This is a genomic window from Brevundimonas sp., assembly GCF_041648615.1.
Classification (GTDB): Bacteria; Pseudomonadota; Alphaproteobacteria; order Caulobacterales; family Caulobacteraceae; genus Brevundimonas.
This window is the reverse complement of the sequence record NZ_JBAZOS010000024.1, coordinates 26,750-47,879: the sequence shown is the minus strand read 5'-3', so window position 1 is coordinate 47,879 and position 21,130 is coordinate 26,750. Positions and strand designations below refer to the sequence as shown.

The window sequence follows — 21,130 nt, the reverse complement described above, 5'->3', positions numbered from 1 at the left end:
CAGCCGCGGCGCCCGCGGCGAGCCGAAAACGGACGCGCCCGCGCCCGTCGAGGCGGTGTCTTCCGCGCCCGAAGCCGCGCCGGCCGAAGTCGTCGTCGCCGACACCGCAGCCTCCGACGCGCCGCCGGCCCGCCGCTCGCGCAGCCGTCGCAGCGCCAAACCCGCCGCCGCTGCAGCGGAGGCCCCGACGTCGGGGCCCGAGCGCGCGCCGGCTGAACGCGCGCCGGCGCCGGTTCCCGCCGCCCCGTCTGCGGATCGTCCCATGCAGGAAACCCATCTGCGCCAGTCCGACCGTCGCGGCGACCGCGCCGAGGCCCAGCCGGACCGCTCCAACGGGCGTCCGTTCGGAGAGGGCGACGTCCCCGCCTTCCTGCGCCGCCCCGTTTCGATCAAGGCCTGAGCGCTCCCGGTTCCGCAACAGACGCGCGATTTAACCCGTCGTTACGAACCGCGGACATAGATTCCCGGCGCAGGATCGCCATGAGGGCTTGAGCCTGGGGAAGCGCGCATGACGGCCAAGGTCGAAACCACCCTGCGAAGTCCGCAAGCCTACGGGCTCGCGCGCCGGGTCGTCGACCAAATGGAAGCCGCCGGCGTCTGGCCGACACCGCAGAATTTCGAACTCTGGACCCATGCCCTCGCTGAGCCCGAAGGCGCCCTCGCCGGCGAGATCCAGCGCCTGATCGCGACCGCCCAGCCCTTCACCGAGGCCGTGACCGACGGCCTCGCGGCGCAACACCTGCCTCGCGGCCGCCTGACCGAGCAGATCCGCGACGCCGGCCGGGTGCTGGACCGCGAACTGTCCAGCGTTTCCGACGTCATCGCCGAGGCGCACAGATCACAGGCCGCCTACGGCCAGACCCTCGACCAGGCCGCCACCAACATCGAAGCCGCCGGAGACGGAGACGGCCTTCAGACCATCGTCTCGGGCCTGACCACCGCGACCCGGCAGGCCCGGCAGGAAACGGAAGCGCTCGAGAAGAAGCTGGAGGTCTCCACCCAGGAGGTCATCCGCCTGCGTGAGCACCTCGAACTGGTCCGCCGCGACGCCATGACCGACGCCCTGACCGATCTGTCGAACCGCAAGGCCTTCGACGAGCATCTGGCCGCCGCCTGCGACGAGGCGGAGACCCAGGGCCGCGCCCTGACCCTGGCCGTGCTCGACATCGATCATTTCAAGCGGTTCAACGACACTTGGGGCCATCAGACCGGCGACCAGGTTCTGCGCTACGTCGCCAGCGTCCTGGGCCGCACCGCCGCCAACCCGCGCTTCGCCGCCCGCTACGGTGGCGAGGAGTTCGCCATCATCTTCCCCTATGAGAGCGTCGCCATGGTCGAGGCCGCGCTGGAGAACGTCCGCGCCGAAATCGCCTCGCGCTCCCTGCGCCGCCGCTCGACGAATGACGACCTGGGCGCCGTCACCGTCTCGGCCGGTTTCTCCGTCCGGCGGAAAGGCGAATCGGCCGCAGCCTTCCTCGAGCGGGCGGACGCAGCCCTCTATGCGTCCAAGCGCGGCGGCCGCAACCGCGTCACCAGCGCCGAACGCCTGCCCAAGGCCGCCTGAGACCTTCCGGGTTCGCCGATTCACGCCATAGTCGCCGGATGCGCAGCCTCGCCTTCAACATCGCCTACTGGCTCCTGTCGATCGTCTACGCCTCGGCCGCAGCCTTCGCCGCCCTGGCCCCGGGACGCGGCGCCACCAGCTGGATCATCCGCCGCTATGTGAAGCGCATGGTCCAGGCCATGCGGGTGCTGGCCGGCATCCGCCTGCAGGTGCGGGGCCGCGAGCGGTTGCCCACGGGCGTCTTCATCATCGCCTCCAAACACCAGAGCTGGGGCGACGGCTTCGCGACCTACGACCAGTTCGACGACCTCGCCTTCGTCACCGGCGACCATCTTGAGAAATTCCCGCTGCTGGGCACGGTGTTGCGCAAGCTGGGGGCCATCGTCGTCAACAACTGCGGCGGCCGCGAAGCCCGCGAGGCGCTGAAGCACCGCTCGGCCGACGCCCACGCCGCGGGCCGCCGGATCCTGATCTACCCCGAGGGCAATCTGGCGAAGGTGGGCGAGAAATTCCGCTACCGCTCGGGCGTCTGGCACATGTACCGCGACTTCGACATGCCGGTCGTGCCGCTGGCCACCAACCTCGGCCTGTTCTGGCCGCAGGAGGCGTTCCGCAAGACTCCGGGCACGGCCACGCTCGAATTCCTCGATCCCATCCCGACGGGGCTGGACAAGGACGCGTTCCTTGCCCGGCTCGAAGCCGCCGTGGAAGGCAAGACCGCCGAACTCGTCGCCGAGGCGACCGGTCAGCCGGCAACGTCCGCCGTTCGGGTCCTCGCGCCCGACGAGGCCGCGCGCGCCGGCCAGGCCACGCCCCTCACCTGAGCGTCTTCGGTTTCCGCTTCTTCGCCGCCTTGCGGACCGCCGCCGCGATCGACGCCCGCGCCCAGGTCAACGCCTCGTCCGGGTCGTCCGCGGCGCTTTCAGGCAGGCTCCAGTAGGCCATGCTCATCACCTGCCCATTCTTCGCGGAATAGGTGAACGGGCGGGATCCCGCGGCGCTCAACGCCGGCTCGTTCTCCTCATCGACCTTCAACCAGACGACGCCGTCATCCAGCAGGGCCCAGATCAGATCGTCGGCATAGACGGCCGCCGCTCCGAACATCGGCTTGATCCGCATCGGACCCAGGCCGGCGAAATGCTCGAGCACCCATTCGCCGAAGTCGGGATCATAGGCCATCGGTCAGGCCGCCGGGATCACCGCGCCGTCGTATTTGGCGGCGATGAAATCCTTCACCGCCTGGCTGCGCAGCATGGCCGCCAGCGCGGCGATACGCGGGTCGTTCCGGTTGTCGGGGCGCGCCACCAGATAGTTCACATACGGGCTGTCGGCGCCTTCCAGCGCCAGGGCGTCCGTCTTCGGCTTCAGCCCCGCGTCCAGCGCATAGTTGGTGTTGATCACCGCCATGTCGACCTGGTCCAGCACCCGCGGCAGGGTCGCTGATTCAAGCTCCCGGAAGCGAAGGTTCTTCGGATTGTCGACGATGTCGCGCAGGGTCTGCAGCGGATTGGCCGGGTCCTTCAGCCGGATCAGGCCCGCCTTCTGCAGCAGGATCAGCGACCGCCCGATCGACGAGGCGTCGTTCGGCACCGCGACCTCGGCCCCGTTCGGCAACTGATCCAGCGAGCGAAAGCGCCGCGAATAGGCGCCCAGCGGCTCGACGTGCACCCCGGCCACGGTCGTCAGATCCGCCCCGCGCGAGGCGTTGAACTCGTCCAGATAGGGTTTGGTCTGGAAATAGTTGGCGTCCAGCCGGCGCTCCATCAACTGGGTGTTCGGCTGGACGTAGTCGTTGAACACCTTGATCTCGATCTGGAGCCCCTCGGCCGCCAGCAGCGGCTTGATGTGCTCCAGTATCTCCGCGTGCGGCACCGCCGTCGCGCCCACGACCAGCGGCGCGTTGGCGTCGGCCTTCCTTTCGGCGCCCTGCCCGCAGGCGGCGAGCACCAGTGAGGCGGCGGCGAGGGTCAGGAGCGAGCGGCGGATCATGGGCGGGCCTTTCGGGGGGGCGATCAGCGGTGGGAAACGGAGGCGACCAGACGGTCGCCGAGCATCTGAAGAATCTGCACCAGCAGGAGCAGCAACACCACGGTGACGACCATGACATCGGTCTGGAAGCGCTGGTAGCCGAAGCGGATGGCCAGGTCGCCGAGACCGCCGGCGCCGACCACCCCGGCCATGGCGGTATAGGACACCAGGGCGATGGCGGTCACGGTCGCCCCGGCGATGACGCCCGGCATGGCCTCGGGCAGCAGGGCGCGGGTGACGATCTGCCAGGTCGAGCCGCCCATGGCCTGGGTCGCCTCGACGACCCCCTTGTCGACCTCGCGCAGGGCCGTCTCGACCAGCCGGGCGTAGAAGGGCGCCGCACCCACGACGAGCGGCGGAATGGCCCCGGCCACGCCCAGCGAGGTCCCGACCAGCAGCACCGTCACTGGCAGCATGACGATCAGCAGGATGATGAAGGGCACAGAGCGCAGGATGTTGACGATCAGCGACAGCAGGGTGTTGAGCACCGGATTGGCCGCCAGCCGCCCCTTGCCCGACAGGTAGAGCAACACGCCCAGCGGAATGCCGAACAACACGGTCAGGGCCATAGACCCGCCGAGCATCAGCAGGGTGTCCCGCGAGGCGCGGGCGATCTCGGGCCAATCCACGTTACTGGCGATATTGGCGAAGAAGGCTTCCATCAGATCGCCTCCCCCACGCTTTCCACCACCACGCCACGCGCGGTCAGCTGCGCCACCGCCGCTTCCGCGTCGCCGCCGGTGAAGGCCACCACCAGCTGGCCGTAGGGCTCGCCGCGGATGCGGCTGATGCGGCCCGACAGGATGGAATAGTCCACCCCTACAGACCGGGCGACGCGGCTCAGTTCCGGCTCATAGGTCGAGCCGCCGCGGAACGTCAGCTTCGCCAGACGTCCGCCGGGCGGAACGGTGGTGGCGTCAAACCCCTCCTCGCCCTCGGCCAGCATGGCGCGGGTGGCGGCGTGTTGCGGATGCAGGAAGACATCCGCGGTCGCCCCCTCCTCCACCACCCGCCCGTCCTTGAGCACGGCCACCCGGTCGCAGACGCGGCGCACCACCTCCATCTGGTGGGTGATCAGCACGATGGTCAGCTTCAGGTCGCGGTTCAGCTGATCCAGCAGGGTCAGGATTTCGTCGGTCGTCTCGGGGTCGAGGGCGCTGGTCGCCTCGTCGCACAGCAGAACGCCGGGCTCGCAGGCCAGGGCCCGGGCGATGCCCACCCGCTGCTTCTGCCCGCCTGACAGCTGGGCCGGATGCTTCCTCGCATGCTCCGACAGACCCAGTTGTTCCAGCAAGGTCGCCACGCGCCGGTCGATCTCGGCGGCCGGCCGGCCTTCGAGCCGCAACGGGAAGGCCACGTTCTCGGCGATGGTCTTCGCGTTCAGCAGGTTGAAATGCTGAAAGATCATGCCGATCCGCCGCCGCGCCGCGCGCAGGTCCGCCGGCGACAGGGTCGTCATCTCCCGCCCGTCGACGGTCACCGTTCCGGCGTCTGGCCGCTCCAGCAGGTTGACGGCGCGAATCAATGTTGATTTTCCTGCCCCCGAGCGCCCGACCACGCCGAACACCTGGCCCGGCGCGACCGTCAGATCGACCGCTTCCAGCGCCACGCGCTCGCCCGCCGCGCTATGAAAGCGCTTCGTCACACCGTCCAGCCGGATCATCAGTCGACGTCCAGCGCCTTCGCGGGAATGATGGTGACGCTCTCGCCGCAGCCGCAGGCGTCGGTCTGGTTCGGATTCCGGAACACGAATTTCGAGGCCAGCTTCGTGGTCTCGTAATCGATCTCCGAGCCGATCAGGAACAGGATCGCCTTGGGGTCGATCAGTATGGTGACGCCCTTGTCCTCGACCACCTCGTCCATGGCCCCGATCTCCTCGGCATAAGCGAAGGTGTACTCCTGCCCCGCGCAGCCGCCGTTCTTCACCCCGACGCGGAGACCGACATAGGGTTTGGCGGCGTTGGCCATGATCTCGGTCACGCGCGCGGCCGCGGCCTCGGTCAGGCGGACGGCCTTGGGACGCGGGCGGCGCGGGCGGGGCGTGGTCTGAAGCTCGGTCATCGGACGGTCCATCAGAACATGTTCAGGGCCAGCTTGGCCTCATCGCTCATCTTCGACGCATCCCACGGGGGATCGAAGGTCAGCTCCGCGCGCGCCGAGCGCACGCCCTTGACCTTCTTCACCGCCTCCTCGACCCAGATCGGCATCTCGCCGGCCACGGGACAGCCCGGGGCGGTCAGGGTCATCTCGACCACCACGTCGCGGTCGTCGGACAGGTCGACCTTGTAGATCAGCCCCAGCTCATAGATGTCGACCGGGATTTCCGGGTCGAACACCGACTTCAGCGCCTCGATGATGTCGTCCGTCATGCGGTCGATCTCGCCCTGGGCCAGGGCGCTCTTCTGCGGCGCGTCCCAGGCCTCGGCGAAGGCCGGGCTGTCGGACATCGGGGTCGTCGGGTCGCTCATGCGAAAAACTCACGGGCCTTGATCAGGGCGTCGGCGAAGGCGTCGGCGTCCTCGATCGTGTTATATAGGGCGAAGCTGGCGCGGGCGCTCGACGTCAGGCCGTACCTTTTCGCCAGCGGCTCGGCGCAATGCAGGCCGGCGCGCACGGCGACGCCGTAGCGATCCATCACCTGGGCGATGTCGTGGGCGTGGGCGCCGTCAACGGTGAAGGTCAGGATGGCCCCCTTCCCTTCCACCGTCCCGATGACCTTCAGCCAGTTCAGGCCGTCCAGCCGCGCCAGGGCGTGGTCATGGACCGACCGCTCGTGCGCCGCGACCGCGCCGTGGTCGAAGCGCGACAGCCACTCGATGGCCGCGCCCAGGCCGATGGCCTCGACGATCGGCGGCGTGCCCGCCTCGAACCGATGCGGCGGCTGCGCATAGCGGACCGCGTCCTCGGTGACCGACTCGATCATCTCGCCGCCGCCCTGATACGGCGGCAGGGCCTCCAGGGCGTCGGTCGTCCCGTACAGGACGCCGATGCCGGTCGGGCCGTACAGCTTGTGGCCGGTGAAGGCGTAGAAGTCGCAACCGATGGCCTGCACGTCCGGCGCGGCGTGCACCGCCCCCTGACAGCCGTCGATCAGCACCGTCGCCCCGACCGCGTGCGCCATCTCCGTGATCGCCCGCACCGGATTGATCGTGCCCAGCACGTTCGACATGTGGGTCACCGCGACGACCCTGGTCCTCGGCCCCAGCAGGTCCGCATAGGCCGCCATGTCCAGCGAGCCGTCGTCCAGCACCGGGATCCACTTCAGCACCGCCCCCCGCCGCTCGCGCAGCATGTGCCAGGGCACGATGTTGGAGTGATGCTCCATCTGGCTGACGATGATCTCGTCGCCCGGCTGGATCGACTGGCCGATCCCGGCCGCAACGAGATTGATCGCCTCGGTCCCGCCCTTGGTCCAGACGATGTTGGAAGACGCCTCTGCGTTCAGGAACCGCGCCACGCTGTCGCGCGCCGCCTCGAAGGCCTCGGTCGTTTCATTGGCCAGGGTGTGCAGGCCGCGATGGACGTTGGCGTAGCTGCCCTCCATCGCCGCCGTCATGGCGTCGATCACCGCCCGCGGCTTCTGCGCCGAGGCGGCCGAGTCCAGATAGACCAGCGGCTTGCCGTTCACCGTCCGCGACAGGATCGGGAACTGCGCCCGCGCGGCGTAGGGATCAAACAGGGTCACAGGCGAGCCGTCAGCCATTCCCGCACCACCTCTCTCGCGCCCTCAGGCTCGATCCGGTCAACCACCTCGATCAGGAAGGCCTGCGTCAGCAAAGCCCGCGCCTCGTCGGCCGGCAGGCCGCGCTGCTGCATGTAGAACAGGGCGCTCTCGTCCAGATTCCCCACCGTATTGCCGTGCGCGCACTGCACGTCATCGGCGTAGATCTCCAGCTCGGGCTTGGCGTCCACCTCGGCCCGTTCGCCGAGGATCAGGGCGTGGTGGCCCATCCGCGCGTCAGTGCCGTCGGCCCCGCGCTCGACGACGATCTTGCCCTGGAAGACGCCGCGCGCCGTGTCGCGGACGACGCCCTTGGTCAGTTGGCTGGTCAGGCCGTTGGCGGCGACGTGATCGACCACGGTGGTCAGGTCCGCCTGCCGCTCGCCCGACAGCACATAGACGCCGTCCAGCCGCACGTCGGCGCCCTGGGCGCGATGGGTCAGCTGCGTCTCCTGGCGCTGCAGCTTGGCGCCGGTCGTCAGGATCGTCTGGCGATAGATCCCGCCCGCCTCGACCTTCACCATCGCCTGGGTGATCGAGATGGCGTCCGCCGGCTCGTCGGTCAGCACCAGCCGGGTCACCTCGGCGCCCCGCGCCACGTCCAGCTCCAGCCGGTTGTGCGCCACCCAGGCCGAGCCCTCGCCCTCATGCGTCTCCAGCAGCAGCAGTTTCGCTCCGGCCCGCACCGAGATGCGCGCCGTCAGGGCGTGGCCGGTCCCCTGCGCCCGCGAGATCAATCGCAGACGCACCGTCTTGTCGCCCGAGACCATCATCTGGGTCTCGCCCACGGCCCGGCCGTTGACGAACACCATGGCCTCGCCGCCCAGCGCCTCGAACGGTCCGCCGCCCACAAGCGGCACCGTCGCCGACGGCGAGGGCGCCGGCGCCTCGCGCAGATGACGGCGCAGGTCCGAATATTTCCACGCCTCGACGCGGCGCGAGGGGAAGCTGGAGGCGTCCTTCAGGTCGATGAGCGGCAGGGCGTTCACGCCGCCTCCATCGCGTACTTGTCGTAGCCCTCGGCTTCCAGCTGGTGCGCCAGCTCCGGCCCGCCGGAGGCCACGATCCGACCGGCGGCCAGGACATGCACCCGGTCGGGTTTGATGTAATCCAGCAGCCGCTGATAGTGGGTGATCACCAGCATGGCCCGGTCCGGCGAGCGCAGGGCGTTGACCCCGTCCGCCACGATCCGCAGGGCGTCGATGTCCAGCCCCGAATCCGTTTCGTCGAGAATCAACAGCGACGGCTCCAGGAGGGCCATCTGCAGGATCTCCATCCGCTTCTTCTCGCCGCCCGAGAAGCCGACGTTGAGCGGCCGCTTCAGCATGTCGAAATCCATCTTCAGCGCCGCCGACGCCGCCTTGACCAGCTTCAGGAAGGCGGGGGCCGAGACCTCCTCCTCGCCGCGCGCGCGCTTCTGGGCGTTCAGCGCCGTGCGCACGAAGGTCAGGGCCGGGACGCCGGGAATCTCGATCGGATACTGGAACGACAGGAAGACGCCCTTCGCCGCCCGCTCGGCGGGCTCCAGCGCCAGCAGGTCCTCGCCCTTCCACGACACGGCGCCTTGCGTCGCCTCATAGCCCGGCCGCCCGGCCACGGCGTAGCCCAGCGTCGACTTGCCGGCCCCGTTCGGCCCCATGATGGCGTGCACCTCGCCCGCGGGGACATCGAGCGTGAGGCCCTTGAGGATCAGCTTGTCGCCGACGGCGACATGGAGGTTGGATATGGAAAGCATGGTCAATCTGCGTAGACGGGGCCGAGGCGGAAGACGGCGGACCCCTTGGTTGGTGCGGTGAAGGTCGCAGAGGCTCCGTCGAATTTGAGCGTCGGCCCTTCGTACATGATCTCCAGCAGCCGGACGTACCTGGCTGAATCGTCAGGGGGGCAATGAATCTCCCCTCGCCGGGCCGGACTCGCTACCGGGAGTCCGGGGTTCTTCGCCGGCGAGCTTCCGCTCCAGAAGCGCCCGTCGGCCTTGTCGAGAAATCCGGCGTCCAGACAGCCACCGGCAATGAAATAGTAGTCCGGTGCTTCGAAATCGCCCGTCTTCGAATAGAGGCGAATCCCGAGTTTTGTGTCTTGAACGAGCTCTCCGTTCAGCGATTCCAGCTCGCCAACGAAGATGTTGACGCCCGCCTTGCACTGCTCCACCGGTCCGGAGGCGGAGCAGGCGGCGAGGGTCAGCATCAGTGGGAAGAAGGCCAGCCTCACCCCACGCTCCCTTCCAGACTGATCGCCACCAGCTTCTGCGCCTCGACGGCGAACTCCATCGGCAGCTTCTGCATCACGTCGCGGACGAAGCCGTTGACGAGCAGGGCCACCGCCTCCTCCTGCGACAGGCCGCGCTGCTGGGCGTAGAACAGCTGGTCGTCGGACAGGCGCGTCGTCGTCGCCTCGTGCTCCAGCTGGGCCGAGCCGTTGCGGGCCTCGATATAGGGCACGGTGTGCGAGCCGCAGTCCTTGCCGATCAGCAGGCTGTCGCACTGGGTGAAATTGCGCACTCCGGTCGCCTTGGGATGCACCGACACCAGGCCGCGATAGGTCGAGTCCGACTTGCCCGCCGACACCGCCTTGGCGATGATCCGCGACTTCGAATTCTTGCCCAGATGGATCATCTTGGTGCCGGTGTCGGCCTGCTGATGTCCGTTGGTGATGGCGATCGAATAGAATTCGCCCGAGCTCTCCTCGCCCTTGAGGATGCAGGACGGATATTTCCACGTCACCGCCGAGCCGGTCTCGACCTGGGTCCACGACACCTTCGACCGGTCGCCGCGGCAGTCGGCGCGCTTGGTGACGAAGTTGTAGATGCCGCCCTTGCCCTCGGCGTCGCCGGGGTACCAGTTCTGCACCGTCGAATATTTGATCTCGGCGTCGTCCAGCGCCACCAGCTCGACCACCGCCGCATGCAGCTGGTTCTCGTCGCGCATCGGGGCGGTGCAGCCCTCCAGATACGAGCAGTAGCTGCCCTTGTCGGCGATGATCAGGGTCCGCTCGAACTGGCCGGTGTTCGACGCATTGATGCGGAAATAGGTCGACAGCTCCATCGGACAGCGCACGCCCGGCGGGATGTAGACGAACGACCCATCCGAAAAGACCGCGCTGTTCAGGGCCGCGAAATAGTTGTCCGAGACCGGCACCACCGACCCCAGATATTTGCGCACCAGCTCAGGATGTTCGCGCAAGGCCTCGGAAATCGGCATGAAAATCACCCCGACCTTGGCCAGCTCGGCCTTGAAGGTGGTGACCACCGAGACGCTGTCGAACACCGCGTCCACGGCGTAGCGCGGCGCGCCCTCGACTCCCGCCAGCACCGCCTGCTCGCCCAGCGGAATGCCCAGCTTGGCGTAGATGGCCAGCAGTTCCGGATCGACCTCGTCCAGCGACTTGGGCCCGTCCTTCTTCTTCGGCGCGGCATAGTAGAACAGGTCTTGATAGTCGACCGGCGTGTATTTCACCGACGCCCAGGTCGGCTCCTCCATCGCCAGCCAGCGCTCATAGGCGGCCAGACGCCATTCCAGCATCCATTCCGGCTCGCCCTTCTTCTCGGAGATGAAGCGAACGATGTCGGCGTTCAGCCCACGCGGCGCGAATTCGGTGTCGATCTCGGACGTGAAGCCGTGCTCGTACTTCTCGAGCGCCGCGACCGCATCGATGGTCTGTTGAACGGCGGCCATCAGGCGACTTCCTTCGCGCGCGCTGCTGTCCGGGCGCGGTGTTTCGCATAGGCCTCGACCCAGGCCGCGGCGAAGCGGGTCCAGTCGTCCTCGACCGTGCCCCAGCCGCCCGAGATGCGGATGCCGCCGGTCGCCTTGTCGATCAGCCCCGTGGCCAGGATGGCCCGCGAAGGCTTGGTCTTGCCCGACGAACAGGCCGAGCCGGCCGAGACCATCAGACCCATCAGGTCCAGGGTGATCAGCTGCTGCGGGCTGTCCCAGTCGGACACGGCCATGAACAGGGTGTTGGGCAGCCGCTCGGCGCCCTCGCCGATGACGGTCGCCCCGGCCGCCTTGACCACGGCCTCGGCCGCATCCCGCCAGACGGCGTGCGCCCGGGCGTCCGGCAGGTCGCGCGCGGCGCAGACGGCGGCGGCGCCGAAGCCGGTGATCCCCGGCACATTCTCCGTCCCGGCTCGCAGGCCGCGCTCCTGGCCGGCGCCGTGCAGCATCTGGACCGCCTCGCGACCCTCGCCCATCACCAGGGCGCCGACGCCCTGCGGCCCGCCCAGCTTGTGCGCCGACAGGGTCAGGCTGTCGGCCCTGAGGCTGCGGATATCGACCGGGATCTTGCCCGCCGACTGGATGGCGTCGACGTGCAGCCAGCCGCCCGCCGCGCGCACCAGCCGCGCCGCCTCGACGATCGGCTGGATGACGCCGCTTTCGTTATTGGCGTGGTGGATGGCCACGACCGCCCGGCCCGGCTGGCCCAGCAGCTGCCGCAGCTTGTTCAGATCGACGACGCCGCGCGAGTCGACCGGCAACATCTTGACCGGTTTGCCCGACGCCGTGGCCGCCTCGGCCACGCACGGATGCTCGGTCGCGCTCACGATCAGTCGTTCGCAACCGGCCGCGATGGCGCTGAGGATCGCCTGGGCGTTGGATTCCGTGCCGCCGCTCGAGAACACGACCGACGCCGGATCGGCCCCGACCAGTTCGGCCACCTGCGCCCGCGCCGTCTCGACCCGAGCCCGCGCCCGACGGCCGGCCGCATGCACCGCCGACGGATTGCCGTTGTCGGCCAGGGCCTTGGCCATCACCTCCTGCACCTCGGGACGCACCAGGCCCGAGGCGTTGTAGTCCAGATACACGCCGCTCACGCCGCCACTCCGATGTCAGTCTTGGCTTCGGCCTCGGTCGGGCGTCGGCGCGCGCCGGTGCGGTTCATCACCACGTCCTCCAGCGACACACCGGCCAGGTAGCGATGGATCTCGTCGCCGAGGTCCTCCCACAGATTGTGGGTGATGCAGCGTTCCCCGGCCATCATGCAGCCCTTGGGCGACGTATGGCCGATGCAGCGGGTGGCGCGGATGGGTTCGTCGACGGCCAGAACGATCTCGGCCACCACGGTCTCGTTCGCCCCCTTGGCCAGGCGATAGCCGCCGCCCGGGCCGCGCACGCTCTGCACCAGACCGCTTTTCCGCAGCCGGGCGAACAGCTGTTCCAGATAGCTCAGCGAAATCTCCTGACGCGTCGCGATTTCCGCCAGCGACACGGCCCGGACCACGCCATCGGCCTGTCCGTTCCTGGCCAGATCGGCCATCGCCATCACGGCGTATCGTCCCTTGGTCGACAGACGCATCGCGCACCTTCAAAAATCGCGCGCTTTTCGAGGGTCCTGTGCTAGAACCCGCGCCTTCGCAAAGGCGTCGGCGCGCAAGCTGGACTTAGAAAGTCCTACCGCTGCGGTCAAGTATTACGCAGTTGCGAAACGACAGTTGAACACGGAATTCGCCGCACATGCCTGAAGTCATCCTGCCCGGCGCCTCTGGCCGTATCGAAGGCCGTTACTCCCCGGGCAAGCGCCCGAACGCGCCGATCGCCCTGATCCTGCATCCGCACCCCAAGGCGAACGGGCATATGAACAACCCGGTCACCGTGACCCTGTACCAGCTGTTCCAGAAGCGCGGCTTCGCCACCCTGCGCTACAACAGCCGCGGCGTCGGCAAGTCGCAGGGCGAGTTCGACAGCGGAATCGGCGAGCTGGCCGACGCGGCCACCGCTCTCGACTGGCTCCAGTCCAACAACCCCGGCGCCTCCCAGACCTGGGTCGCCGGCTATCAGTTCGGCGCCTATATCGGCATGCAGCTGCTGATGCGCCGCCCCGAGACGGACGGCTTCATCTCCGTTTCGCCGCCGTCGAACATGTACGACTTCAGCTTCCTGGCCCCCTGCCCCGCCTCGGGCCTGTTCCTGCACGGCACGGCCGACACCGTCGTCCCGCCGGTCGAGGTCGAGCGCGTGGTCAACAAGCTGCGCACCCAGAAGGGCATCATCATCGACTATGAGCTCGAAGAGGGCGCGACCCACTTCTGGCAGGACCACATCGACGCCGTCGAACGCCGTGTCGGCGCCTATCTCGACAAGCGGCTGGCCGAAAAGCCGGCGTAAGGCTCAGGGCTTTTCCTCGCACGGCGGATATTTGGCGAACACCTGCTCGTACTCCGCCAGGGTCCAGTGGAAGCCCATTTCGCGGCGACGCGCGTCCGCGTTCTCGGGGTCTTCGAGGTTCTCCCAGTCGATCACCCATTTACCAGCCTTGCAGGTCACCTGCGTGCCGTAGCGCTGGGGCCTGCCTTCATTCTCGGCGAGCCGATCGTACATCAGCCCGTATGACTGCCCGTCGACCTCGCCGGCCGCCACCAGCGGTTCCAGAACCGGCACGAATCGCCGCCAGTTCTCAAGGTCCGAGTGCTGGATGATCAGGAAGGCGGCGCCGGCGGCCCTGTCGCCGTACACGCTCTTCAGGAACCAGCCCTCGGGCGGGATCATGGTCAGAAGCTCGGCCAGCAGCCGCTCGTCCATCGCCGTCAGCGGCGCCCACATGGCGGTGTTGGCCGCCGCGCGCTCCGCCTCCGGCAGCGCGGTCAGGTCGATCGGATTCAGCGCCCGACGCCCGACCTGATCCAGCACGCCCATCCGCTCAAGGCGTTCGCGGTCGCTGGTCGTTGGCGGTAAGGCGGCCTGCCGGGCCTCCTCGGCGGCGATCGCCTCCGCCACCGGCGCGATCAGCGCCCGGGCCTCCGGACTCAGCGGCGCGGGCTCCTGAAAAGTCAGAAGAGCTGCAAACAGTAATGCGATCATGACGTCCTCCCCGCGCCGGAGAACAGCCTCTGATTACGGCGAACTTGCGACCTTCAGTAGAGCAGGTACGGCCGTCGCAGCTCCACCCACGCCGTCTCGTCCCGTCCCGCCAGCGCCTCCAGATCGGCCGGCGTCGCCGCCAGGTCGTCGACCCACTCCCGCAACCCCGGCCCACCGTTGATCACATCGATGGCCAGCTTGCCGAACTCATACTCGTACGGGAAGTCGCGCCACAGGGCGTAGTCCGGATACAGCCGCCGAATCGCCTTGAACCCCAGCGCCTGCAGCCGCCACGGCTTGAACGACGCGTGGTCATAGGCCGGGTCGTCGACATGGATCTGCACCCCGTTGCACAGCTGGTGCACGTGCTTGTGGAAGGTCGGCTCGAACCAGCAGTCCCGCAGTCGGCATCCCGCCAGCCATTCCGGCGCGAAGGCCTGCATCTCCGCGATGACCGCCCGCGCGTCGATATCCGGCGCCCCGAACAGCTCCAGCGGCCGCGTCGTGCCCCGGCCCTCGGACAGGGTCGTCCCCTCCAGCATCACCGTGCCCGCATAGGCCCGCGCCATGCTCAGGTTCGCCGCATTCGGACTGGGGTTGATCCAGCTGCGCTCGCCGATCGGCCAGCCGAAGCCCGGCCCCTGATCGGGCGCCCAGCCCGCCATTTCGACGACGCGGTATTCGACGTCCAGTCTGAAGTGGTCGATGAACCACCGTCCCATCTCGCCCAGGGTCATGCCGTGCCGCATCGGCATCGGCCCGGCCCCGACGAAACTCTCCCAGCCCGGCAGCAGGGTCGTGCCCTCGACCGGCCGCCCGGCGGGATTCGGTCGATCCAGCACCCACACCGCCTTGCCGTGCTTCGCGGACTCCTCAAGCACGTACAGCAACGTCGTCACGAAGGTGTAGATGCGGCAGCCCAGGTCCTGCATGTCGACCAGCAGGACGTCGAACGTCCCCATCGCCTGACCTGTCGGACGCCGGCTCTCACCGTACAGACTGAACACCGGAATGCCGTGCCGCGGATCGGTGAAGTCAGCCGACTCCATCATATTGTCCTGCAGGTCGCCCCGCATGCCGTGCTGCGGCCCGAAGGCGGCGGTCAGGTTTATGTCCGGACAGGCGGCCAGGGCGTCCAGCGAATGCGTCAGGTCCTCCGTCACCGAGGCCGGATGCCCCAGCAGGGCGACCCTGCGCCCCTTCAGGTCGGCCCGCAGCTCGGGCTCGGACAACAGGCGGTCGATGCCGAATTTCATGCGGGCTCCGGAGGCGGCAGGGTCAGGACGAAGGAGTCGGGATGGTGGAAGTCGGGCTTATCGGACGGATGCGCCAAGGCCCAGTAGGACAGACCGCCATCGACGTCCTCGATGACCGCCGACAGGCCGATCCGATCAATGCGAGGCCAGTCGGCCCAGTTGATGATGGCGTCGAGTTCGAAAGCGTCGTCTGTTCGCTCCGCCCGTACCACCTGGATCGGGCCTTCGACGTTCGCCATACCCTCACGATAGCCGCTGAACCCGTAGGCCGCCCACTGTCCTGAGGGCGAGATGTTGAACTCGGCGTAGCGCCCGTCCCTCAGCAGGGCGAACACCTCGAAACAGGTGTTGCGCCATAGGCCGTCGGTTCGGCCGACGTCGGACGCCCTGGGAATATCAATCCCTGATTTTACGCCGGCCATCTGCCGCCGGGTCGCTTCCGCGAACCTGAGCTGTTCCTGCAATCGGACGCTGGCGACCGACGGCGAAGGTTCCGGGATGCGCACACGGTCGCCAAAGCCCGCCATGCGGAAGGAGACGAAGACATAGCTGCGCCCCTCGATATCGACGGAAGCTCGGATCGACCTCCCCGTCTCAGCGGGCAGTTCGCCATAAGGGCGCAGGACGCCGTTGAGGATCATAAGGAACCGCTCAGTTCGCCTCGGCAGACGACCGTGCTACACGCCCCTTCCCTCCCAAGCCAAGCCTGATCCGATGACCGAGCCCGCCTTCCAGTCCGACTTCCTGAAAACCCTTCAGGCGCGCGGCTACATCCATCAGATCACCCACCCGGCCGAGCTCGACGCCGCGGCCGCCGCAGGCGTGGTCACCGGCTACATCGGCTTCGACGCCACCGCCCCCTCGCTGCACGTCGGCAGCCTGATCCAGATCATGATGCTGCGCCGCCTGCAGCAGGCCGGCGGCAAGCCCATCGTCCTGATGGGCGGCGGCACCACCAAGGTCGGCGACCCGACCGGCAAGGACGCCTCGCGCCCCCAGCTGACCGACGAGACCATCCAGGCGAACATCGCCTCGATCCGCACCGTGTTCGAGAAATTCCTCACCTTCGGCGACGGCCCCACCGACGCGGTGATGGTCGACAACGACGCCTGGCTGTCGACCTACGGCTATGTCGAGTTCCTGCGCGAGTACGGCACGCATTTCACCATCAACCGGATGCTGGCGTTCGACTCGGTCAAGCTGCGGCTGGAACGCGAACAGCCGATGACCTTCCTCGAGTTCAACTACATGCTGATGCAGTCGGTGGACTTCCTCGAGCTCAACCGCGCCCGCAACTGCACCCTGCAGATGGGCGGATCGGATCAGTGGGGCAACATCGTCTCGGGCGTCGATCTGGTCCGCCGCGTCGACCACAAGGCCGCCTTCGGCCTGACCACCCCCCTGCTGACCACGGCCTCGGGCGGCAAGATGGGCAAGACGGCCCAGGGCGCGGTCTGGCTCAACGCCGAACAGCTGAGCCCGTATGACTACTGGCAGTTCTGGCGCAACGCCGACGACGCCGACGTGGGCAAATTCCTGCGCCTGTTCACCGACCTGCCGCTGGACGAGATCGCCCGGCTGGAGGCGCTCGAGGGCGCCGGCATTAACGACGCCAAGAAGACGCTGGCCGATGCGGCGACCACCATGCTTCACGGCGCCGAGGCAGCGGCCCACGCCCGCGGCGCCGCCGAGGCCGCCTTCGAACAGGGCAGACTGTCCGCCGACCTGCCCACCGTCGAACTGCCGCGCGACGAGGTCATCGGCGCCATGATCGCCGCCGTCACCGCCCGGGCCGGCCTGACGGCCTCCAACGGCGAGGCCCGCCGTCTCGCCCAGGGCGGCGGCCTGCGGCTCAACGACGAGGCCGTCACGGACGGCGCCCGCCTGATCGAAGCCGCCGACGTCAACGCCGACGGCATCCTGAAACTGGCGGCGGGCAAGAAGAAGATCGTCCTGGTCCGGCCGGTCTGACGGGAGCGAAGAGATGCAGATCACCGAAGGCCAGCCGGCCCCCGCATTCGACATGGCGACCGACGGCGGCCGCCGCGTGTCCCTGGCCGGGCTGAAGGGCCAGACCGTCGTCCTCTATTTCTACCCCAAGGCCGACACCCCTGGCTGCACCACCGAGGGTCAGGACTTCTCGGCCCTGATCGACGACTTCGCCGCCGCCGGCGCCGTGGTGATCGGCGTCTCCCGCGACCCGGTGAAGAAGCTCGACCGCTTCAAGGCCAAATACGATCTCAGGGTCATCCTCGCCTCCGACGAGCCCGAGGACGTGACCAACGCCTGGGGCGTATGGGTGCAGAAGAAGCTCTACGGCCGCGAATATATGGGCGTCGAACGCGCCACCTTCCTCATCGATGGCCAGGGCGTCGTTCGCCGGGTCTGGCGCAAGGTGTCAGTCAAGGGTCACGCAGCGGAAGTTCTCGCGGCCGTGAAATCCCTCTGACTACGGACTGTTCTCTGCAACCAGAGATGTAACTGTCATTTCATAGATTCGCGCGCTCGCCTGACAGGCGAGTTATGACCCCGAATACCGGGTTTATTCGCGCGAAGACGCGTCATCGTGGTTAACAGTTCGTGAAGAGACTTGTCCCCATGGCGTAGCTTGGCGCATATATCCTGCTCGTACGTGGGGGCGTTGCGTGATGACCGAACGTGAGCCGACAGTCAGCCGGTCTCTGATCGGAAAGTGGTTTCCGACGCGATACCTGTATCTGCGCGACGGCGACGCCGTCCGCGCCTGGGCCCTGACGCCGGGCAAACAGATCGTCGCCGCCGCGGCCGCCGTCCTGATCGGCGGCTGGACCTTGGCGGCCTCGGGCAGCCTGGTCTTCGACATGGTCGCGCACAGCCAGCAGGACCGCACGGTCGCCCGCGCCCGCGCCGCGTCGGAACGGATGAACGCCGACCTTCAGGCCCGGCTGGACAGCGCCGTGGTGCGCATGAGCGCCACCACCGGCTCGCTCGATGAAATGGCGCAGATGGTCGAGCGCCGTCACGCCGCCCTGACCCAGGTGATGGGCATGTTCCGCGGCGTCGAGGGCGCCCAGACCGCCCTGCGGCCCGCCCTGCCGCTCGACGCCGGCCGATCCTCCCCGGTCCAGCGCATGGTCGCCGTCCGCATGGACCAGGAGCGGCTGATCGCCCGCGCCGAGAACGAGGCCCGCACCCGCGCCGAACGTCTGCGCCTCGCCTTCCGGCTGGCCGGCCTCAACCCCGCCGCCTACGCCCCCCAGGACGCCGCGCTCGGCGGCCCGTTGGTCGAGGCCCGTGATCCGCGCGCCCTCGCCGCCGTGCTGGATGTCGACGAGGCGTTCGCCGTCCGCATCCGTCACGCCGCCGACAACCTGTCGGAGATGCGGACCCTGGCCAATGCGGCCGAGGGCATGCCCTTCCGCCGTCCGACACAGGCGCGCACGACCTCCGGTTTCGGCGTTCGGTTCGACCCCTTCAACGGCCGTCCCGCCCTGCACCAGGGTCAGGATTTCGCGGCCCCGCTGAACACGCCGATCTATGCGCCGGCTCCCGGGATCGTGTCTTTCGTCGGCGTGCGTTCAGGGTATGGCAACACCGTTGAGATAGATCATGGACGCGGCTTCAAGACCCGCTACGCCCATCTGAACGCCACGGCGGTCACGGCCGGCCAGCGCATTCCGCTGGGCCAGCGCGTCGGCGCCATGGGAACCACAGGACGCTCCACGGGCGTCCACCTGCACTACGAAGTGTGGATGGACGGCCGCCCGCAAAACCCCGCCCGCTTCATGAGAGCCGGAGATCAACTTGTTCAACAAGACTAAGTCCCCCGTCCCGCCGCCGCAGCCCCGCGCCAACAGCGGCTCGGCCATTCCGCCCCTGCCCGATCTGCCGACGCCCGGCGGCCCGGCCGCCGCGCCGCGGTCCGCCTCGCCGGCCCCGGCGAGCCAGCGCGGGCTGTCGACCCTGTCGTCGGACCTCCAGTTCGACGGCAACATCACCGGCGGCGGCGATCTTCAGATCGACGGCTCGATCAAGGGCGACGTGCGCGTCGGCCGTCTGATCGTCGGTGAGACCGGCGCGGTCGAGGGCAATGTCTCGGGCGACTATGTCGAGATCCGGGGCCGCGTCGTCGGGGCCATCTCGGGCAAGCAGGTCAAGCTGATCGCCACGGCCTATGTCGACGGCGACATCACCGCCGAACAGATGTCGATCGACATCGGCGCCTATTTCCAGGGCCGCGTCCTGCAGGGCCGCCGCGAAGCGCCGGCTCCGACGCCCGCGCCCCGCCCGGCCGCGCCGGAGCCGGCGCCGCAGATCATCGACATGAAGCCGGGCGCGTAACAAACGCCTCTCCCTCCCCCTTGGGGGAGGGTCGTCGCGCAGCGACGGGGTGGGGCGGCTCGAAAGGGCCGCCCTTTTCCCTGCCGTCCCCACCCGGCTTCGCTGCGCTCAGCCACCCTCCCGAGCGGGGAGGGAGAAGGCCTACTCGACCGTGCTGCCGCGCGTCTCGCCGACCCGCGCCGCCAGAGCGGCGCCCATGAACATATCCAGATCTCCGTCCAGCACCCCCTGGGTGTCCGAAGTCTCGACGTTGGTCCGCAGGTCCTTGACCATCTGGTACGGCTGCAGGACGTAGGATCGGATCTGGTGGCCCCAGCCGATGTCGGTCTTGGCGTCGGCCACGGCCTGGGCCGCCGCCTCGCGCCGCTGCAGCTCCAGCTCGTACAGCCGCGCCCGCAGCATCTTCCACGCCTGTTCGCGGTTCTGGTGCTGCGACCGGCCGGCCTGGCAGGCCACCACGGTGTTGGTCGGAATGTGCGTCAGACGCACGGCCGAGTCGGTCTTGTTGATGTGCTGGCCGCCCGAGCCCGAGGCGCGATAGGTGTCGGTGCGCACGTCGGACGGGTTGATGTCGATCTCGATGGCGTCATCCACCACCGGCGACACCCCGATCGAGGCGAAGGAGGTGTGGCGCTTGGCCGCTGCATCATACGGACTGATGCGCACCAGCCGGTGCACGCCCGATTCCGACTTCAGCCAGCCATAGGCGTTGGGACCGCTGATCAGGATGGTGGCCGACTTGATGCCCGCCTGGTCGCCCGATTCCTCGGCCTCCAGCTCGACCTCATAGCCGTGCGCCCTGGCCCAGCGGCTGTACATGCGCAGCAGCATCCCGGCCCAGTCGCAGGACTCGGTGCCGCCGGCGCCGGAGTTCACTTCCAGATAGGCGTCGTTGCCGTCGGCCTCGCCCGACAGCAGGGCCTCCAGCTCGGCGCGGCCGGCGCGGTCCTTGATCGCCTTCAGCGAGGCGCGCGCCTCCTCCAGCGTCGCCTCGTCGCCTTCCTCGTCGGCCATCTCGGAGAGCATGACGCCCTCCTCCAGACCGGTTTCCATCTCGCGGACGGTGTTGATCTGGGCCTCGAGGCGCGAGCGGTCGCGCGACACGGCCTGGGCGGCCTCGGGGTCGTTCCACAGCGTCGGGTCCTCGACCCGCGCGTTCAGCTCATCGAGCTTCCTGAGTGCGACATCCCAGTCAAAGACGCCTCCTGAGCAGAGCGATGCTCTGCTCGATGTCGGCCTTCATGGCCTCAACATCCGGTCTCATCGCGAACTCCTGCGATACAAAAGTGAGGCGCGGACATAGAGCGCCGGGACGGAAAGGGGAAGGGCGAGGACGCAGGGCTCAGGGATTAGGGATTAGGGATTAGGTCATCAGGGTCTGACGAGAAGGGGGGCGCCGGGCGGCTGCCGGTGCGGTCATGGCCCGCGTCCCTAATCCCTAATC

General features: G+C 68.3%; 24 protein-coding genes and 1 pseudogene. 8 read left to right on the top strand and 17 right to left on the bottom strand.

Going from position 1 to position 21,130, the window contains the following annotated elements:
* The 3 genes and pseudogenes from WC555_RS10365 to WC555_RS10355 all read left to right on the top strand — a co-directional run.
* Positions 1-400: pseudogene (locus WC555_RS10365) on the top strand (RNA helicase); the annotation flags it as partial.
* Between the two features lie 108 nt (positions 401-508).
* Positions 509-1,564: a diguanylate cyclase domain-containing protein gene (locus WC555_RS10360; RefSeq protein ID WP_373253354.1), complete on the top strand. Its 1,056-nt coding sequence runs from the start codon at positions 509-511 to the stop codon at positions 1,562-1,564.
* Between the two features lie 38 nt (positions 1,565-1,602).
* On the top strand, positions 1,603-2,388 hold the full coding sequence (locus WC555_RS10355) for a lysophospholipid acyltransferase family protein (RefSeq protein ID WP_373253353.1): 786 nt from the start codon (positions 1,603-1,605) through the stop codon (positions 2,386-2,388).
* Here WC555_RS10355 and WC555_RS10350 read toward each other — a convergent pair.
* From WC555_RS10350 to WC555_RS10290, 13 genes are read right to left on the bottom strand one after another with little or no spacing between them, the layout of a single operon-like run.
* Positions 2,381-2,743, bottom strand: coding sequence for a TfoX/Sxy family protein (locus WC555_RS10350; protein WP_373253352.1), 363 nt, complete (start codon positions 2,741-2,743; stop codon positions 2,381-2,383). The genes WC555_RS10355 and WC555_RS10350 overlap by 8 nt on opposite strands.
* 3 nt (positions 2,744-2,746) lie before the next feature.
* Positions 2,747-3,553: a MetQ/NlpA family ABC transporter substrate-binding protein gene (locus tag WC555_RS10345; RefSeq protein WP_373253351.1), complete on the bottom strand. Its 807-nt coding sequence runs from the start codon at positions 3,551-3,553 to the stop codon at positions 2,747-2,749.
* Positions 3,554-3,576: 23 nt separating this feature from the next.
* A complete protein-coding gene (locus WC555_RS10340) occupies positions 3,577-4,254 on the bottom strand; it encodes a methionine ABC transporter permease (RefSeq protein ID WP_373253350.1) in 678 nt (225 codons plus the stop codon).
* Complete coding sequence (locus WC555_RS10335; RefSeq protein ID WP_373253349.1) at positions 4,254-5,255, bottom strand: methionine ABC transporter ATP-binding protein; 1,002 nt, start codon at positions 5,253-5,255, stop codon at positions 4,254-4,256. The genes WC555_RS10340 and WC555_RS10335 overlap by 1 nt, the downstream gene beginning before the upstream one ends.
* The gene (locus WC555_RS10330; protein WP_373253348.1) at positions 5,255-5,653 is read right to left on the bottom strand and encodes a HesB/IscA family protein; all 399 of its coding nucleotides are present in this window, start codon (positions 5,651-5,653) and stop codon (positions 5,255-5,257) included. The genes WC555_RS10335 and WC555_RS10330 overlap by 1 nt, the downstream gene beginning before the upstream one ends.
* 11 nt (positions 5,654-5,664) lie before the next feature.
* Positions 5,665-6,039 carry an SUF system Fe-S cluster assembly protein gene (locus WC555_RS10325; RefSeq protein ID WP_373253358.1) on the bottom strand — a complete coding sequence of 125 codons (375 nt, stop codon included), beginning with the start codon at positions 6,037-6,039 and terminating at the stop codon, positions 5,665-5,667.
* A gap of 17 nt (positions 6,040-6,056) precedes the next feature.
* Positions 6,057-7,295, bottom strand: a complete 1,239-nt coding sequence (locus tag WC555_RS10320) for an aminotransferase class V-fold PLP-dependent enzyme (protein ID WP_373253346.1) — start codon at positions 7,293-7,295, stop codon at positions 6,057-6,059.
* Complete coding sequence (gene sufD / locus WC555_RS10315) at positions 7,274-8,302, bottom strand: Fe-S cluster assembly protein SufD (protein WP_373253345.1); 1,029 nt, start codon at positions 8,300-8,302, stop codon at positions 7,274-7,276. Before sufD ends, WC555_RS10320 begins: the two co-directional genes overlap by 22 nt.
* Positions 8,299-9,048, bottom strand: coding sequence for a Fe-S cluster assembly ATPase SufC (gene sufC, locus WC555_RS10310; RefSeq protein ID WP_373253344.1), 750 nt, complete (start codon positions 9,046-9,048; stop codon positions 8,299-8,301). Before sufC ends, sufD begins: the two co-directional genes overlap by 4 nt.
* Before the next feature lie 2 nt (positions 9,049-9,050).
* A complete protein-coding gene (locus WC555_RS10305) occupies positions 9,051-9,524 on the bottom strand; it encodes a hypothetical protein (protein ID WP_373253343.1) in 474 nt (157 codons plus the stop codon).
* The gene (gene sufB / locus WC555_RS10300) at positions 9,521-10,987 is read right to left on the bottom strand and encodes a Fe-S cluster assembly protein SufB (RefSeq protein WP_373253342.1); all 1,467 of its coding nucleotides are present in this window, start codon (positions 10,985-10,987) and stop codon (positions 9,521-9,523) included. Before sufB ends, WC555_RS10305 begins: the two co-directional genes overlap by 4 nt.
* Positions 10,987-12,126, bottom strand: coding sequence for a cysteine desulfurase family protein (locus WC555_RS10295; RefSeq protein ID WP_373253340.1), 1,140 nt, complete (start codon positions 12,124-12,126; stop codon positions 10,987-10,989). The genes sufB and WC555_RS10295 overlap by 1 nt, the downstream gene beginning before the upstream one ends.
* Entirely contained in the window at positions 12,123-12,608 is a 486-nt protein-coding gene (locus tag WC555_RS10290) for an Rrf2 family transcriptional regulator (protein ID WP_373253339.1), read from the bottom strand. The genes WC555_RS10295 and WC555_RS10290 overlap by 4 nt, the downstream gene beginning before the upstream one ends.
* 158 nt (positions 12,609-12,766) lie before the next feature.
* On the opposite strand from WC555_RS10290, the gene WC555_RS10285 reads away from it, so the two are divergent.
* Complete coding sequence (locus tag WC555_RS10285) at positions 12,767-13,417, top strand: alpha/beta hydrolase (RefSeq protein WP_300468072.1); 651 nt, start codon at positions 12,767-12,769, stop codon at positions 13,415-13,417.
* Positions 13,418-13,420: 3 nt separating this feature from the next.
* On the opposite strand, the gene WC555_RS10280 is transcribed toward WC555_RS10285, so the two are convergent.
* The 3 genes from WC555_RS10280 to WC555_RS10270 are packed head-to-tail and all read right to left on the bottom strand — an operon-like array spanning position 13,421 to position 16,007.
* On the bottom strand, positions 13,421-14,110 hold the full coding sequence (locus tag WC555_RS10280) for a DUF6624 domain-containing protein (RefSeq protein ID WP_373253338.1): 690 nt from the start codon (positions 14,108-14,110) through the stop codon (positions 13,421-13,423).
* 53 nt (positions 14,111-14,163) lie between these two features.
* Positions 14,164-15,366, bottom strand: a complete 1,203-nt coding sequence (locus tag WC555_RS10275; protein ID WP_373253337.1) for an exo-beta-N-acetylmuramidase NamZ domain-containing protein — start codon at positions 15,364-15,366, stop codon at positions 14,164-14,166.
* Entirely contained in the window at positions 15,363-16,007 is a 645-nt protein-coding gene (locus tag WC555_RS10270; protein ID WP_373253336.1) for a DOMON-like domain-containing protein, read from the bottom strand. The genes WC555_RS10275 and WC555_RS10270 overlap by 4 nt, the downstream gene beginning before the upstream one ends.
* Positions 16,008-16,080: 73 nt before the next feature.
* Here WC555_RS10270 and tyrS point away from each other — a divergent pair, with 73 nt between their 5' ends.
* The 4 genes from tyrS to WC555_RS10250 all read left to right on the top strand — a co-directional run bounded on the left by tyrS (position 16,081) and on the right by WC555_RS10250 (position 19,686).
* Positions 16,081-17,337, top strand: coding sequence for a tyrosine--tRNA ligase (gene tyrS / locus WC555_RS10265; RefSeq protein WP_373253335.1), 1,257 nt, complete (start codon positions 16,081-16,083; stop codon positions 17,335-17,337).
* A gap of 13 nt (positions 17,338-17,350) precedes the next feature.
* Positions 17,351-17,815: a peroxiredoxin gene (locus tag WC555_RS10260; RefSeq protein WP_373253334.1), complete on the top strand. Its 465-nt coding sequence runs from the start codon at positions 17,351-17,353 to the stop codon at positions 17,813-17,815.
* 199 nt (positions 17,816-18,014) lie between these two features.
* Entirely contained in the window at positions 18,015-19,166 is a 1,152-nt protein-coding gene (locus tag WC555_RS10255; RefSeq protein ID WP_373253332.1) for a M23 family metallopeptidase, read from the top strand.
* Complete coding sequence (locus WC555_RS10250) at positions 19,150-19,686, top strand: polymer-forming cytoskeletal protein (RefSeq protein ID WP_373253330.1); 537 nt, start codon at positions 19,150-19,152, stop codon at positions 19,684-19,686. Before WC555_RS10255 ends, WC555_RS10250 begins: the two co-directional genes overlap by 17 nt.
* Before the next feature lie 141 nt (positions 19,687-19,827).
* Here WC555_RS10250 and prfB read toward each other — a convergent pair.
* Positions 19,828-20,950 (bottom strand): peptide chain release factor 2 gene (gene prfB / locus WC555_RS10245; protein WP_373253328.1). Its coding sequence is split into 2 segments (ribosomal slippage): positions 19,828-20,880 and positions 20,882-20,950, totalling 1,122 coding nucleotides; the frame shifts between segments, so codons are not numbered across the junction.
* Between the last annotated feature and the right edge of the window lie 180 nt (positions 20,951-21,130).

Bases quoted from the DNA above. Each gene is read 5' to 3' on its own strand.
- WC555_RS10285 (WP_300468072.1), top strand. From the start codon at position 12,767: ATGCCTGAAGTCATCCTGCCCGGCGCCTCTGGCCGTATCGAAGGCCGT.
- WC555_RS10270 (WP_373253336.1), bottom strand. From the start codon at position 16,007: ATGATCCTCAACGGCGTCCTGCGCCCTTATGGCGAACTGCCCGCTGAG.
- WC555_RS10280 (WP_373253338.1), bottom strand. From the start codon at position 14,110: ATGATCGCATTACTGTTTGCAGCTCTTCTGACTTTTCAGGAGCCCGCG.
- WC555_RS10350 (WP_373253352.1), bottom strand. From the start codon at position 2,743: ATGGCCTATGATCCCGACTTCGGCGAATGGGTGCTCGAGCATTTCGCC.
- WC555_RS10290 (WP_373253339.1), bottom strand. From the start codon at position 12,608: ATGCGTCTGTCGACCAAGGGACGATACGCCGTGATGGCGATGGCCGAT.
- WC555_RS10320 (WP_373253346.1), bottom strand. From the start codon at position 7,295: ATGGCTGACGGCTCGCCTGTGACCCTGTTTGATCCCTACGCCGCGCGG.
- sufC (WP_373253344.1), bottom strand. From the start codon at position 9,048: ATGCTTTCCATATCCAACCTCCATGTCGCCGTCGGCGACAAGCTGATC.
- WC555_RS10335 (WP_373253349.1), bottom strand. From the start codon at position 5,255: ATGATCCGGCTGGACGGTGTGACGAAGCGCTTTCATAGCGCGGCGGGC.
- WC555_RS10340 (WP_373253350.1), bottom strand. From the start codon at position 4,254: ATGGAAGCCTTCTTCGCCAATATCGCCAGTAACGTGGATTGGCCCGAG.
- WC555_RS10345 (WP_373253351.1), bottom strand. From the start codon at position 3,553: ATGATCCGCCGCTCGCTCCTGACCCTCGCCGCCGCCTCACTGGTGCTC.
- WC555_RS10255 (WP_373253332.1), top strand. From the start codon at position 18,015: ATGACCGAACGTGAGCCGACAGTCAGCCGGTCTCTGATCGGAAAGTGG.
- WC555_RS10330 (WP_373253348.1), bottom strand. From the start codon at position 5,653: ATGACCGAGCTTCAGACCACGCCCCGCCCGCGCCGCCCGCGTCCCAAG.
- WC555_RS10360 (WP_373253354.1), top strand. From the start codon at position 509: ATGACGGCCAAGGTCGAAACCACCCTGCGAAGTCCGCAAGCCTACGGG.
- tyrS (WP_373253335.1), top strand. From the start codon at position 16,081: ATGACCGAGCCCGCCTTCCAGTCCGACTTCCTGAAAACCCTTCAGGCG.
- sufB (WP_373253342.1), bottom strand. From the start codon at position 10,987: ATGGCCGCCGTTCAACAGACCATCGATGCGGTCGCGGCGCTCGAGAAG.
- WC555_RS10325 (WP_373253358.1), bottom strand. From the start codon at position 6,039: ATGTCCGACAGCCCGGCCTTCGCCGAGGCCTGGGACGCGCCGCAGAAG.
- WC555_RS10260 (WP_373253334.1), top strand. From the start codon at position 17,351: ATGCAGATCACCGAAGGCCAGCCGGCCCCCGCATTCGACATGGCGACC.
- WC555_RS10275 (WP_373253337.1), bottom strand. From the start codon at position 15,366: ATGAAATTCGGCATCGACCGCCTGTTGTCCGAGCCCGAGCTGCGGGCC.
- WC555_RS10355 (WP_373253353.1), top strand. From the start codon at position 1,603: ATGCGCAGCCTCGCCTTCAACATCGCCTACTGGCTCCTGTCGATCGTC.